Here is a 15895-nt window from a genome sequence, read left to right on the forward strand (position 1 = left end):
AATGTAAATAGGCTGAAATCAACGGAAGTGAGTCCTGTCACGCATATTGCGGATGTGGACATAAACAAAGCGTCTACATAGCTGAGGGGATGATCAGAAAAATTTTCTATCATATAAAGAATCAAAGAACCCAATAACACGGCGCTTGCAAAACCGAAAATGGTGATCTCAGCTGCAGAATATTTTCTGATCCCTTTTTCAAAAACATTTTCGATTTTTTTAACTTCGGCGTGAAGTGATCGGTGGGGGTTGCCCGCAGTAGAACTTGATGACGTTGATTTGGTATTGCCTGTCTTCGCGTCTGTAGAACCGGATTTTGTGGTGTCGTCCATACCTTGCAAAAAATTCTCAATTCGGACGCTAGCTTATGCTTTGGTTCAACGCAACCTCAAGAGCGGTTGAAACGTGCCGTGAGAAGTGGGCAAATATATAGTGTACTGCCTACGATTGTCAAGAGAAATAAGATGCAATCGTTTCACATTCGGCACTACGGATCATGCGGCGACTGTACGGGATCTCATCCACTCGTTGGATTCGCTGAGCGATTGCTCGAAATCTCCGATGATCGTTTCGAAAAAAAAACGATACTCTTCGGATACCTCAATCTCCTCCACTTTCATGGAAGTCAAGTCTCTGCGCAGCGGCGGTAAGGTCTCCAGTTCGTCAAACTCTACATGAAGTTTCACGGCCTCGGTATGAAAATTGATATTTTCAATACTTGCCATTACAGGACTTTTGTAAGGAATATGAATTGAATTTCTCATTGTATATCCTTTGTTTTAATCACACTATCACGTTTTATTTTAAAGCATATAATGAGCCAATTTTAGTATATGCTGTCTCGGTAACTCTAAATATTTATTTAACAGAGATTTGCTAAATATAGACCAAGATTTGCATTATCTGGAATTATTGAAAATGACCTCATTTCATTGGATTTTTCCCGTACTTTTCAAATCTTCGAAAAAGGAAATCTAGAGCTGAAAAAAACAAATAACATTAACTTATTCAATTCATCAAAGGTCCCTCAAATTTTTTGGCTATCATAATCTTCTTTTGCCGGAAATGACAGCTTCTAAGGGGTTGCAATTGTTGGCAAATTTTTGTACCGTCCGATACCATGCAAATCGGACATATTGAAATTGAAAAGCCTTTGGCGTTGGCGCCTATGGAAGATGTAACGGATATTTCCTTTCGTGTCATCTGCAAAAAGCTCGGCGCCGATCTTTTGTACACGGAATTTACCAGCAGCGAGGCGCTCATTCGGGATGCAGCCAAAGCGCTCAGAAAAATCTCTGTTGCGGAGGAGGAGCGGCCGGTTGCGATACAACTTTTTGGAGGTGTGGAAACATCCATGGAAGGCGCTGCGGCGGTTGCAGAGAAAATGCGTCCGGATTTTATCGACATCAACTGCGGATGCTGGGTGAAGGACGTCGCGATGCGCGGAGCCGGGTCGGGTCTTTTGCGAGACCTGCCTCGTTTTGAAGCTATTGTTCGATCCACCATACGCGGTACATCGCTGCCCGTAACCGTAAAAACCAGACTGGGTTGGGATAGAAGTACTGTCAATATTCTGGACGTTGCAAAAATGATAGAAGATGCCGGCGCCAAGGCGTTAACGGTACATTGTCGTACAAGGGACATGGCGCACGACGGCGACGCCGATTGGTCCTGGTTGGAAAAAATTAAGAACGTCATATCCATTCCCTTGATCGGAAACGGGGATGTGCGCACACCGGAGGATGCAAAAAGAATGTTCGACACCGGCTGTGACGGAGTTATGATCGGTCGCGCGGCTATTGCTAATCCGTGGATATTCAGAGAAGCGCGTCATTTTCTTGAAACGGGAGATATTTTATCGCCGCCTTCGCCGGAGGAACGCCTCCACGTTTGCAGTGAACACCTTGAGCTGTCTATAAAATATAAAGGTGAAAAGTACGGCGTATTAGAGTTTCGAAAATACTACGGCGGTTATCTGAAAGGACTTCCAAACATTTCAAAATTACGCGCGGAATTAATGACCTACAAGGAGCGTGCGCCCATCGTGGAGCGCCTCGCGCGTTACGGCGAAGAAATTCGTCAATGGGAAGCATCACCCGATTACCAATACGATTTACCGAAATTAGGCGGACTGGTTGGAACGCGAAGCGCAATCGGATTGAAAGCGCAAAAAAGTGCACAAACAATTGAATAATGCGTTGTAACGACTCTAGGGTAAATAAACAAAGCTATTACTCCCGCAAATTTCGCAGATTCACGCAGAAATTTTTATTCGCATAGATCAGCGGAAAAACTATGATAACTTGGTAATTAAAATCACATCACATGCCGTCACAAGTCATTATTGAAAATTTTGAAAGCGAGATTCTGAAAAATAATCCGCTCGGTGATCCATTCGTACGGAAACTGGCGGTCTATCTTCCACCGGGTTATCAAGAAGAGTCGAGCCGTCGATATCCTGTGATCTATATGCTGAGCGGTTTTATGGGATTTGGTACTATGTTTCTCTCCCCTCAGGCATGGGGCTATGCGATCGATGAGCGATGCGATAAACTCATTGCGGAAGGCCGTATGGAAAAATGTATACTCGTCATGCCGGATTGTTTTACGCAGTGGGGCGGCTCGCAGTATATGAATTCCACTGCGATGGGAAATTATGAAGATTATCTGCTGAAGGAAATCGTGCCTTTCGTTGACGGTAAATACAGGACGATGGCGTCATCGGGCCATCGCGCCGCTATGGGTAAATCCAGCGGCGGTTACGCAGCGCTGATGCTGGCGATGCGTTACCCTGATATTTTTTCGGCTTTTTTCTGCAGTTCGGGCGACATGTATTTTGAATACGGATATAAAGGGGATTTTCCAAAATGTTACAATACGATTCGTAAAGCGGGCAGTCTTGAAAACTTTTTTGAAAAATTTTTCGATGCGCCTAAAAAAACAGGCGATATGATAACAGCAATCAATATTATCGCCATGGCCGCGGCTTATTCACCCAATCCGAAATCGAAAACCTACGGTTTCGATCTCCCTTTTGATATGGAAACAGGCGAAATACGCGGGGATATATGGAAAAAATGGCTGGCTTGCGACCCGGTGCATCTAATCGATGAAAAAACGTTTCAAACTAACCTAAAAAAACTCAAAGGCGTATTCCTGGAATGCGGCTCGCGTGACGAATACCATTTACATATCGGCGCGAGGATATTCACTAAAAAAATAAAAGAATACGGCATCGCACATTGGTATGAGGAATTTGACGACGGCCACATGGGGACGAATTACCGATATGATGTATCGTTGTCAAAAATAAGCGGAGTCATATCCAAGTGAAAAAAATTAAGCATCGGTTATTTTTAAGCGCAGCAATAGCGGTCATATTCGCCGGTATAGGACACGGACAACATGAAGTAATTAACATCGACGTTACGCTCATTCATGAGACCGATATAATTCAGGACAGTAACGGATGGGCCGCTTATTCAATTCTGGAATCGTTTGAAAACACGCTGGCGTCATTGGGTTATTCGCCGCACATTTTCGTTCAGCCAATCAAAAACATCAAATTGGAACAGCAGAAGTTCGATGAAGTATTGAAGAAAGAATTTTCGCCCGCACAATACGTCATAAAGATTATCAGCCGGTCGGAAAAAAATAAGATAGAGTATACGGTTGATGCCGCGGCGATTGCGCCAAAAAAATATCTTTTGAAGAAATCGGTTTATAATGCCCAGATATCCGATCAGTTATTTTCCGTTCATGAAAAAATAATTACTGATTTTTTGAAATCAATGAACCCGGCGGACAAAGAAAATAATAAAAAGGCATTACAGCAAATTCAAATCACAAAAAACATCAAAGCGTATCAATATTATTTGACCGGGAAAGTTCTGCAAACCGCCGCTCCAACAGACGAGAGGCTCAACCGCGTAAGTGAATGGTATCAAAAAGCAGCCGAAGAAGACGCGGGTTTTGTTCTTGCCTATGCGGCGCAGGCGGAGGTTCATATCAAAAAAAAAGAATACGAAAGAGCGTTTACGATATATACGAGTTGCCTCGAACAGGAAAAAAAAGCAGAGGGAATCTACACAGCCATTGGGGACGTGTATTATAATAAATTGAATGACGTCAAAAAGGCAAAAAGTTATTTTGAGAAAGAGCTTGCAATAAATCCGCTCAACACTTCCGTATTGGTCCGCCTGGGGTATTGCGCATACGATGATAAAAACTATGAACTCGCGAAACAGTATGCCGCGCAGGCGCTGAAGTTAAAAGCACTCGATAGTCCGGCGCTGAATCTACTCGGCCTTTCGGCAATAGCCCTCAAGGATTCGGCCACAGCCAGAGAATATTTTCAACGTGCGGTCAAGATTAATAGTTATGAAATTCCTGCTCGAAAAAATTTAGCGCGAATGTTCGAATTAAACGGACGATTTGATGACGCCAAAAAATTGTACAGTCAGATAGTTGAGGCAGATCCGTCCGATGCTTTTGCTCTGATGTCGTACGCCAACATGAATTATCTGCAGAATGACCTGAAACTGGCCGTTGCGCATTTTATGCAGGCGGTGATTGCAAAGCCGGAATTAGAAAGCCCCAAAGAAAATCCGATTCAAATATTCCAGTTCATTTCAAAAAATAAAAAAGACATTCAACCGGTTCAGTCCCTCACGGACTCCCTGAATGACGTTCTGCTGGACGGGGGTGCCGACGCTAAGAGCGAATTTCTGTATCGCGCGGCCATTGGTTACGCGTCTTTGTATTATACCAATGATTTTGCGGAGGCAGCCAATCAATTTCAAGTTGCGCTAAAGCTGCGGCCGGATGCCGCACGATTGCGTTTTTATCTGGCGGAATCGTATTTTCGGCTGGATAAACTTCAACCGGCCTTGGACTATTATCAAATCTACGCGGACGATGCGCAAGATGGCTACAATTTTGCGCGATGCCACCTGATGATCGGTAAGATCCTGATCAAACAAAAAAAGTTCGAAGACGCTCAACTGGAAATACTGAAAAGCACGCGCATGTATCCGAATGCAGAATCGTATTATTTTTACGGGCTGGCGCTTAAAGGCGCTAAACAGAACGACGAAGCTATCGTTGCATTTGAAAAAGCGGTGAAGACCTATCCGAATTACCTGGAAGCTTATCTGGAAATGGCAAAAACATTTGAAGCCATGAATAAATTTGACAAAGCAATCGTGAACGCGCAAAAAGCGGCCGCACTTGATTCAGCCAATTATTACGTACGCCAAACTTTATCGCATATTTATTTCAATCTGGAAAGATGGGAAGACGCTGAAAAAGAGATCGTTGCTGGAATCCGGCTGATGAATCAGGCGCAGCGCCCGGATGCGAGTCTTTACGGGGACTACGGAGAAATTTTACTCGCGCAAAAGAATGAAGATCTGGCCTTAGCGCAGTTTGAATTGCAATGGCGCCTTGATTCATTGTCTGCCGCCACAGCTTATCGAATCGCGGCAATCTATGCTTTAAAGAACGATGAGAAATCCGTTCTTATGTGGATGTTTAAAGCGTTTCATAATAATTTTTCAGATTTTGTCGATCTGGAAAAAAATAAAATGTTCAACCCCGTGCGAAACAAACCCGCATTTAAAGAACTCGTCAGGCAATACGAGCAAGCCTATCGGGAGGAACTGTTGAAGCGTATCCAACAGAAAAAACAATAAACGTCTCCCGCAAATTTCGCCGATACGCGCAGAAATCCTCATCTGCGAAAATCCGCGGTATCTGCGGGAATAAATAATTTGAAAGATTATCCAGAATGTCCAGCAATAATGAATTCACAGAAACAGAGAAAATTCAAATTGGCGACGACTCTAAAACCTCATTGGTGCGTGAACAATTTGGCCGTCTCTATAACATCATGCGCGAACTGCGAACCAAATGCCCGTGGGATAGGGAACAAACGCATGATTCATTGCGGCAGTATCTGCTGGAAGAAGTTTACGAGGTTCTTGAAACGTTGGATGAAAAACATTATGAGGAATTGTGCAAAGAAATGGGCGACCTGATGCTGCAGATACTGTTTCACTCACGTATTACTTCGGAAAATAATATTTTCGACATTACGGACGTTATCCGCAGTTTGAATGATAAATTGATCCGCCGTCATCCGCATGTGTTCGGCGAGGTCATTGCAAACGATGCGGAACAGGTGTTGAAAAACTGGGAGCAGATCAAGTTGACTGAAACGGACCGGCAATCGGTTCTGGACGGGGTTCCAAAAACGATGCCAGCGTTGGCGCGTGCATACCGTGTGCAGGAAAAAGCGTCGCGCGTCGGGTTCGATTGGGGCGACATCAAGGACGTTTGGCCTAAAGTGTACGAGGAACTGAAAGAACTTGAGGAAGCTTTAGAAAAAAAGGATTTAGAAAAAACAGAAGATGAATTAGGCGACGTATTGTTTTCCATCGTCAATATTTCCAGATTTCTAGAGGTTAATCCCGAGGATGCTCTGCGGGGCACGATCGAGAAATTCATGCGCCGGTTCATGTATGTAGAACAAAAATTCACTGAATTGAAACGACCGATGAAGGGGGCTTCGTTGGAAGAGATGGATGTGTTTTGGAATGAAGCGAAGAAGATGGAATTGAAGTAAATCAAAAAACATTTCATTAAGGAAACGAATCAATTTTATGTCTGAATTTTTCGAAGAAAATGAAATAGCAGATAAGAAATCTATCAAGTTTCTAAGCAAGCCTGATTGGGATGAACTGGCAAAAGATTGTGTATGCTTTGCTAACGCCAAAGGCGGAATTATTATTATAGGTATTGAAAATGATGGTGACCTGCCCCCTAAAGATCAACATATAGACGGTAATTGGCCCGGGAAAATCCATAAGGCTATTACTCAACTGACTTTAAATGTTGCTATTTATCCCGACATAAAAACCGCAATTAACGGGAGTGAGTATGTTGAAATACGCATTCCTCCTAACCGTCAGACAATTGCAAGCACATCTAATGGGCGTTATTATATTCGCGTAGCGGATGATTGTAAGCCGGTGCTGCCGGATGAAATGGCGCGCCTGGCATCAGATAAGAGTGCATTTGTATGGGAATTGCAGACAACAAAAAGAATACCGGCTGATTTGTATGATATTTCTAAGAAAAATATTCTTTTGTCCTCATTAAGTAAATCCGCCCGTGTGTCAGATTTTGTAAAACAGAAATCCGACATAGAAATGCTTGAACATTACTTGATGATCAGAGATCGTTTTTTGACGAACCTTGGTATCTTATGGATCGGAAGACGTGAAGATCGCGCCGGTCTGCTTTATGCACCAACAATTCAATTCATAAAATATGATCACAAGGATAATAAGATAAACAAAATAGTTTGGGATGATTATTCTAAGAATCCTTATGAGCTCCTTGAATCCGTGTGGAATGAGATTGGGGATTGGAAGGAATCGATCGAGATTCCATTTGGCATGTTTCGAAAGAATATACCTGTGTATGAGGAGGTGATCGTAAGAGAGCTGGTTACCAACGCCCTTGTACACCGACATTATAGTATGCGCGGAGAAATCTTCATTAATCTCTTTCCCGACAGATTAGAAATTCATAGCCCGGGCCTTTTGCCCTTAGGCGTTACTCCGCAAAACATTCTAACACAATCATTAAGAAGAAATGAACATTTGGCCAAAGTTTTCTATGATTTGGGTTTAATGGAGAGGGAAGGCAGCGGTTACGACAAAATGTACGAAGTGCTTTTGGCTGACGGAAAAAAGCTTCCCCTCATTGAAGAAATCCAAGATCGTGTCAAAGTAACTGTGTTTGCTCAGATTGTCGACCCCATCTCAATTAGATTGATAGAAAAATTAAATGAAGATTATAGTTTGAAAGGAACGGAAATAATTTTGGTCGGTTTAATTGCTCAGCATCACGGTATTTCGGCTAAGATGCTGATTGAGAAGCTTAATATTCCGAAAATTGAACGCATTAATGATTTGCTTGGAAATCTACTGAAGAATCATGTCGTTTTGACAAAAGGCAAAACGCGTGGTACAGAGTATTACGTAAACCCTGAGTTGATTCGGAAGTTGGGTCTTAAAGGAAAAACTGATCTGAAGAAAATTGAAATTCACAGACTTAAAGAATTGTTGCGTGAAGATTTGAAAAATTATCCTGAGAGCAGAATTGGTGAAATTCAACAAAGAATTGGCGCTGAAATTGCGTTAAGAAGAATTCGGCAGGCACTAGGTATCATGATGAAAGACGATGAAGTTTATAAAATAGGGCAACTTAAGCACACAAAATACCTCTTGCGTAAAAGTACATAGAAAAAAACTAATTTGTCTATAAAACAAGCTTATTAAAAATTAAATCGTTATTTTTAATCATGTTATCTTGTTTAATAAATGTTAATAAGATCAAAACAATGTCGATAAAGATATGTGAATTCGCATATAAACACTTTATCAAGGAACCAAACTAATACATCGTAAACAATAGCTAGGATAATCATTAGCTTACGGATATCAACAAATTGCGTTGAAAAACCAATACAAACGCCAGGATATCTTCCGCTGCACGCACGATGCGCACGGACAACGCGGGCATTATGTGTCGGTATTCCATACGATGCACCGCAAGAGGTGTTTTCCTAACGGATGCACGTATTTCCGCTGGAAGTGCCATGAACTGGAGCATCGGAGAAAGTGTTACCGAGGATACAGTCACGTCGGGAAGAATTGCCCGGGCTGCAAATATTTTGACGACGAGAAGTTCACACGTTCGCTGGTTAAGGCAGACGAGAGCGGTTACCACGTTTTTCTAGATGAACTGCATGATTTTGAGGAATGGCTGAGAGATGTGGAAAATAAAGAGCACTGGTTTCTCGGTACGATTCGATCAGTCAAGCCTCACATAAGAAAAACTATTTACGGCAACGTGGATCACCCTAAGACCGAACACACTAATTTATTGGGTTATCTGATCTGCTTTGAAGAAGCATTTATAGGTAATCAGCGATTCGATGATTTCGTGTATGGCGTTGTGGGGAGAGAATTTCAAAACCGGCTTAAGTTCCGCCATGGCGACCGGGTGGAATTTCGTGGTATGTTGACTATGCGGGATGGCCGATTGGTCTTTCAACAATTTAAAAAAATCACTTTTATTGAAAAAAAGGAAGGTGCATTCTGGACTGATAGCGAATCATTAGTTGCGCGTTCAACCGGAACGACTTTAGCAAAACAGGCGGAGAAATGTATTTCCTGCGATCAGGGCATGTTGATCGACGTCGTCGAAAGAAATAACGGCGAAGATAAACTGTACCATCGTATATTCTGTCTGCAGGGCATGCCGTCAGCCGCTGCGTGTACGTATGATGATTCGAAGGAAATCTACGGCAACACGTGCAGTAATCAATTTAGCAATTTATAAAAAATGACGTTTATTGAATGGTATGTTTTTTCAATTGCCCCGCTAAAAGTTCCAACTTAGACGCGAGCACATCTCCCGCATCGGCTGCATTAGTATCCGTTGTAAAATTATTATCCAGTTGCTGAATCTTCAATAGGCACTGGCTGTAATTACCCTGATGAAGATAACTTGACGCCTGATACCATTGCAGGTCTTGGAAGTTCACGGCCGGCCGGTGGGTAAATTGGTAATTCGGTTCATGGCGTAAAACAAAATCCGACTTTGTGATACAGCCCGCGTAATTTGCACGTGCCCAAAGAACCGCGCTCCATCCCGCATACCCGTCAGAAAGACTGTCTCCGGATACTATTCCAAAATATCGATCCGATTCCTGAAGAGAATCAAGATCGATACAAACCCAACCAAGTCCAATGTAGCCTTCATTTTTGCCAGACTCGACTGCGGTAACGAATGACGTATGCGCTTCAAACAATTGGCCCGATGAAAAGAATCCCCACCCTTCAGCTATCGGATCGGGGTTTGTTCCGCCTCCACCGCAACTGACAAAAGCAATAAACGTGGTGATAATTAAAATTCTTGTTAATCGTTTCATGGAAAATCTCCTATACAATAGTTTTGTCTACTTGATCAAAAGCATTTTGCGCGAAAGCACACCGGTCGGCGTTTCCAAGCGATAAAAATAAATTCCGGTTGCAACGATTTGCCCGGCGGCATTTCGCCCGTCCCAGAGAATCTTGTAATATCCGGCGGGTTGATTTGCATCGACCAGTTCCCGAATGCGTTGGCCGAGAATATTGTAGATCAAGAGTTTGACCCTGCCGGTCGCAGCGAGTCCATATTGAATGGTCGTGGTTGGATTGAACGGATTGGGATAATTTTGCGATAGCTCGATCTTTTCAGGAATCACCGCGTGGTTCTGGTCATACAGAGCCACATATTTTCCAAATGAATTTACCGTAGTGGAAACAGAAAATAAACGGCCTTGGCCACCGGCGTATTCAAATCCGAATTCGGTCACTCGATAGACGCCGATCTTACGTTCGTCGAAATCGGATCTTAACATTAAAGATGACATTTCTGATGCGTCGTATCGGATCGTAAGTTTCAAAGCGTCTTTCAGTTCTGTCGTGCCAATCAGTTCGACCCCGGCGTTCATCGAAGGCATCAGCGTCGATTCGATTTCTGTGATCGAGCCGGTTAGCAAGAATCCGGATTCGGATAAAGCCGGTTTGATTGAACTCACTTCAAATTCCGGCGAGAGCGACACAAAGGTTTCGCCTTTGAGCAGGGCGCTGACCGTATAATTTCTGGTTGCAATACGCTGATTGGCGGCCGCATCCTGTGCCGTGACCTGAACTTCAAGACTTCCGACGTTGGTAAGGTGATATGAAGAGGTGTATAAGTTCGACGGTCCTATTTTGCTCATGGCGGCAGAACGGCTGTCGATCGTGGTTCCGGAGCTGTTTTTCAGCGTGAAAGTTGAATTGACCGCGCCGGAAAGATCTTCATCGGCGTAAGCATAAGCGTCAAGATAGCGTTTTGTAATGGTTCCCTGCAATAGGCTGATATGTACATTAGGTCTTTTTGCATCAACGTTAAGAGTAAACGAACTCGATTGAAAAGCACCGCCTTTGTGGTCATCTGCCGTCACACGCCAGTAGTATATTCGAAGGCTGTCCAAATCCGAAGTCAGCGTCTGAAATGTATCGATGATCGTATAGGATTGGAATATGGACGAGAAATTTTGCAGGGTTGATATTTCCAACAAATAATACACCGTGTCGCCGTCAATATCACTCGATGCATTCCACCTGAAAGCAGGGCGGAGAATATTGGTAAGTGTGTTATGCGCAGGAATCAGTAAGGCAAAAGAAGATGCCGCATCGTTTTGTGCTGCAACATGAACAAGGAAAGTATCTGCGACGGACAGTGATCCGTCCGTTGCGCCGACGTAAATCGTGACGGTGCCGTTGAAATTAGCCAAACCGGTTAAATACAAGCTGTCATTCTGTAAGGACGGAATGACATTACCCGATGAGGATGAGACATTGAAAAAAAGCGTATCTAGATTGGGGTCCGTAAAATTCTGTGTTAGCCGGGATAGAAAAGTCTTTGCGAAGTCTTCCGCCAAGGTTGTATCCCGAAACGGGATCGCGACAACCGGTGCCTGATTCACGGATGATACGGTGACTGTAAATGTGTCGGCGACGGTATATTCTCCGTCGAATGCCGTAACGCGAATATCAACATTTCCGGCAAACAGCGCGGAACTCAATAGATACAAACTGTCGTTGGATATGAGTGGCGTGACGCCGGCTGAAAGATTGGATGCGCCGTATGTCGGTCCGTTGTCCACATCGTTAAATACGTTGGGCATCATTGCCAGGAACGATTTGCCGAAATCTTCATTGAATGATGTGTCGGGAATTGCCGCAGCAACGACCGGTGCATCGTTAATGTTGTTAACCGTTACCCGGATATAGGCAGAATCCTGTCCGCCGTAGCCGTCGGTGATATAGTAGGCAAAAGAATCAAGACCGGCAAAATTCGAATCCGGTTTGTAGGTAATGGTGAGATTGCCTACATCAATGGTTGCGGTACCGTTGAGGGCGCTGCTAACAGCCGTGATCGTGAGCGACTGGCTCTCCGCATCGGTATCGTTGGCCAGCGGAGAAACCTGCAGGGATACTTCTTCGTTAGTGCTTGCGTTGTCTGTATTAGCAACGGGTGAAGAGTTGTCCGGAATTTTTGCAAGAATAATATTGTCGATTCCGGCGCTGTCTGCACCTGCCGTAAATTCGCCGCGAATTCTAAGCGTGGTCACATTAGCAAGCACAGTCTGCATTTCCAACTGGCTCGGCGCCAACCCGGTCGTTTGCTTTTTCCAGCCGGTGGTTTCATTGAGGATAAGGCCGAAACCGGTGAAATTGGTCCTGGGATTGCTCGGGAAATCATAGTTTAACTGCACACCATTGCCGATCAGAATCACGTCGGGTTGTGAATTGTCCGTACCCGCCGGTTTCTGTTTCATGTCAAAACGCAGGGTTTTGTTGTAGGTCGAACTCAGATCCCCGAGGAATTTAGACGGCGCATTAAAATACCACCAAGCTCCGGTTACTGCGTCCACCGCATAGAAAAAGCCGCCCGGGTTTCCGCCCGTTGATAAGAAGGCCGAATCAGAGACATCGTTGAATGTATTCCATCCTTCGTCGTTTGTATTGAAATTACTCCGCGTGACCAGGAATGAATCACCCGCGGTAACGGTGACGACTATCGTTGCCGAATCTACCGCGCCGCCGTCGGAAACATAGAATTTGAAACTGTCAACCCCGGTAAAATAGACTGGCGGAACGTAGACAACAAAGGAATCGTTACCGTCAACATGCGCCTCGCCGTATTTTGGTTTGGATGCGGTGGATGCAAAGAGTGACGAACCCTCCACATCGGTGGCCGTGGCGATTACGTTGATCCTCGCGATGCCAAATTGATCCGCAATGGCGAAAGTGTCCTTAGGTGATGGGGCATCATTAACAGGAGTGACTGAGATGCTTACACCTGCGGTATCCCATCCGCCGCGTCCGTCGTATATGACGTAGCGCAAAGTGTCCTTGCCGAAGTAATTGAGCGGGGATGTATACACAATGGTCGTATCGGGCGAGCCGATGTAAGCAGTTCCATTCTGCGGGTAACCAGGTAAAATTTCCACAATGGAAAGTGCGTCGCTGTTCGAGTCTACATCGTTTCTGAGAACGGGAAGATGGGTTTCAACATCTTCAGGAGCAGACAAGAAATCAGTGGATGCGATCGGTTCTGAATTGAGAGAATCCGAAGCAATCAAAAAAAGCGCCGTGTCTTTGTAAAGCGGTACGAAATCATATGGTCCGCCGGTTCGCAGGCCATTGATCTCTCCGAAAGCGCCGGTTTTTGAACTATAGTTCAGAACTTTGACCGTGTCGTTCAATGCAGGCAGATATCCGTCGATCAGACTAACGTTCAAGATTCCCGCGAGCGTTGCGCTGCCGGACGCGCGAAGTTCGTCAAACTGGCCGAGGTTCTTTCCGCCGATCTCTGCGTCGTATATGGCAGTACTCGTATTCTTCAGATTTCCAGTTACCCTGAGTTTACCGGGAGAGGTTCCGGGGCGTATCGTGCCTGCGTTGGTAAATCTTGTACTCACATCGAGCGTTCCTTTACCGGTAATGATACCGCCGCTGAAATTAACGAGGCTGTCATAGCATAGGATCGTCAATCCGGAGTCAACCTGCATAGTTCCATAATTGCTGATCTGATATTCAAAACTTGAAATGCCTGTGCCGCCGGATTTATTAAGGGTTCCGTAGTTTATCAGGTAAGGTTCACCGGTTGCAAAGAACCAATTGGAATTGTAATCCGTGGTCAGATTAGTAACAGCCCCGGCCATATTGTTGTATACCGTGCTGTCTGAAAATCCCCAGGGCGAACTCCAATTAGCTGTACCATAATTGAAAACCGTTCGTTGGCTTACAGTTCCATTACCACTCCAGTTAAACGTTGAACCGGCGGGCAGTGTCAAGCTCAGCGCTCGATTAGGCGAAGCCATGGTGCCCGCGGTCAATTGCAGGTAATTACGAACATACCAATGATTGTTGCCGCTCACAGTTCCATTCACAAGTAGCGTATCAACTTTCAAAGAGTCGGTTGTAACAAAATTCACCGTGCCGCCGGCAACGTTCAGTCTATTTCCTGCTCCCAGGAAATGACCGGGCATCATTCTGAAATTGGTCGTGCCTCCGTTAATTGTTGTACGGTTAGTCGTGCTGAAAGTACTGTCAAAGTTTATAGTTCCGCCGCCGATAGTTGTGTTGCCGATAATGTTGTAGATACCGTCCATTGCAAATGTCGTTGGACTGATTAGAACCGTTCCCGTACCTGTGACGTTGCTGGACGCGTCGAACGTGTGATTTCCTGCGGCAAAATCGATGGTAGAACCGGGTGATAAAACAAAGCCGCCTCCGGCATGCGTTCCGCTCGCACCGAAATAAAGAGTTCCGGATTGAACTTCAATCAACCCATAATTATTGACATAGTATTCAAAACTCGAAATACCGGTACCTCCGGATTTACGAAGTGTGCCGTAATTATTAAAATTATTTGAAGTGCCGCCGAACCAGTTTGTATTGCCGTCTACCGTCCAGTCAGTCAAAGCACCGGGCATGTTATTGTAAACAGCATTCATATCCAATCCCCACGGACTTGTCCAGATCGCGGTTCCGTAATTGTTAAAGGTACGTCGCTGAAAGGTTCCGTTGCCGCTCCAATAGAACGTGGCCCCAACAGGAACCGTAATGGTAGTTGATGAATCGGTCGATACAACCGTTCCCCCATTGAGAACAAATTTAGAATTAACATAAATAGGCGCTGTCCCGCCGAGCGTACCGTTCGTCAGATTGAGCGTGGTCACGATAATGCTGTCACCCGTGCTGACGTTAAATGTTCCGGCGCTTTGACGCAGAGTGCGAAGTTGAATGTTATCCGGCGCAGTGATCGTTACGGTTCCTCCTGTAACGGAAACGCTGTCACCAAGGCTTTGAATACTGCCCCCGGCGCCATTCAGCTTAACTGTATCGCCGGTGAATGTGCTGACGCCCAGAATGTCGTACGTTCCGCTGAGCGTAGCCGTTCCGTTGGAAAAAGTGACATTTCCGTACCCCGCCAATCGGGAGCCGGAATCAAACACATGCTTTGTTGCAGTTCCGCCGCTGAAGATCATCGTTGCGCCGGCAAATACCGTGTCCACGGAATTGGTCCATTTCGTGGTATCACTTAATGTAAGAGATGTGGTGTGAACCTCGATGCGGCCATCGGTATTCTCTACCACGATGGCAATAGTAGAAGCCGTTCCCGCCGATTTTTTCAAGAGGCCGCTGTTTTTGATGCGCGGTTTTGAAGTACCGGCAGAGTACGAAAACCCGCTGTTGCTGCCCGCGAGATCGATCACGCCGGGCGGCTTATTGTCGAATACGGCTCCGTTGGTATAAGTGAATGAGGTACCGGTATGCATCATGGTTCCGTAATTTACAACAGTGCGGCGCGACATGGTCTTGGCGGATCCCGAACTCACATTCAAACCGGCGCCCGGAGCTATGACCAAGGTCACGGTAGAATCGGAACCGCTCAACGTTCCAGAGCTCCAGTTCCATACCGTATTGATCCAAACCGGCGCAGAACCGGTCAATGTTCCGCCGGAGAGTTGCAGTCTATTTATGCGTACGGTATCCACTGTGCTGAAAGTTAAAGTACCCGACGAAACATACACACTGTCGAATATTCCTACCAATCCTGTGCCGTTGTTAAACGTCGTGCTTCCGGCCGTGTTGTGTACTCAAGACATGGGTAACACTTTGTACTCAGGACATAGGTAACACTTTTTAGATTTAAATGGTAGTTAATTCCATTGCTTTAAACTCAAAAGTTGATAGATCAATGAAGCCGAGTTTAAGAT

10 protein-coding genes are annotated in these 15895 nt (G+C 45.0%); 6 read left to right on the top strand and 4 right to left on the bottom strand.

Annotated features, from left to right (window positions below; genetic code table 11):
• Both F9K33_15525 and F9K33_15530 read right to left on the bottom strand, forming a co-directional pair.
• Positions 1-332, bottom strand: a 332-nt coding sequence (locus F9K33_15525; GenBank protein KAB2877770.1) for a hypothetical protein, incomplete at its 3' end; no start/stop codon positions are given.
• Positions 333-494: 162 nt separating this feature from the next.
• On the bottom strand, positions 495-764 hold the full coding sequence (locus F9K33_15530; GenBank protein ID KAB2877771.1) for a hypothetical protein: 270 nt from the start codon (positions 762-764) through the stop codon (positions 495-497).
• Positions 765-1120: 356 nt separating this feature from the next.
• On the opposite strand from F9K33_15530, the gene dusB reads away from it, so the two are divergent.
• The 6 genes from dusB to F9K33_15560 all read left to right on the top strand — a co-directional run bounded on the left by dusB (position 1121) and on the right by F9K33_15560 (position 9414).
• Positions 1121-2194 (top strand): tRNA dihydrouridine synthase DusB, encoded by a 1074-nt coding sequence (dusB, locus tag F9K33_15535; protein ID KAB2877772.1) that lies wholly within the window; start codon positions 1121-1123, stop codon positions 2192-2194.
• 131 nt (positions 2195-2325) lie between these two features.
• A complete protein-coding gene (locus tag F9K33_15540; protein KAB2877773.1) occupies positions 2326-3333 on the top strand; it encodes an esterase family protein in 1008 nt (335 codons plus the stop codon).
• Positions 3330-5693, top strand: a complete 2364-nt coding sequence (locus tag F9K33_15545) for a tetratricopeptide repeat protein (protein ID KAB2877774.1) — start codon at positions 3330-3332, stop codon at positions 5691-5693. Before F9K33_15540 ends, F9K33_15545 begins: the two co-directional genes overlap by 4 nt.
• Positions 5694-5788: 95 nt before the next feature.
• Positions 5789-6625, top strand: coding sequence for a nucleoside triphosphate pyrophosphohydrolase (gene mazG, locus F9K33_15550; GenBank protein ID KAB2877775.1), 837 nt, complete (start codon positions 5789-5791; stop codon positions 6623-6625).
• Between the two features lie 37 nt (positions 6626-6662).
• Complete coding sequence (locus tag F9K33_15555; protein KAB2877776.1) at positions 6663-8312, top strand: transcriptional regulator; 1650 nt, start codon at positions 6663-6665, stop codon at positions 8310-8312.
• 211 nt (positions 8313-8523) lie between these two features.
• Entirely contained in the window at positions 8524-9414 is an 891-nt protein-coding gene (locus F9K33_15560) for a hypothetical protein (GenBank protein ID KAB2877777.1), read from the top strand.
• A gap of 10 nt (positions 9415-9424) precedes the next feature.
• On the opposite strand, the gene F9K33_15565 is transcribed toward F9K33_15560, so the two are convergent.
• Both F9K33_15565 and F9K33_15570 read right to left on the bottom strand, forming a co-directional pair.
• On the bottom strand, positions 9425-10006 hold the full coding sequence (locus tag F9K33_15565) for a hypothetical protein (protein ID KAB2877778.1): 582 nt from the start codon (positions 10004-10006) through the stop codon (positions 9425-9427).
• Positions 10007-10033: 27 nt separating this feature from the next.
• Positions 10034-15730, bottom strand: a complete 5697-nt coding sequence (locus F9K33_15570; protein KAB2877779.1) for a tandem-95 repeat protein — start codon at positions 15728-15730, stop codon at positions 10034-10036.
• Positions 15731-15895 lie beyond the last annotated feature (165 nt).

This window comes from bacterium (genome assembly GCA_008933615.1).
In the GTDB taxonomy this organism is placed as follows: domain Bacteria; phylum CLD3; class CLD3; order SB21; family SB21; genus SB21.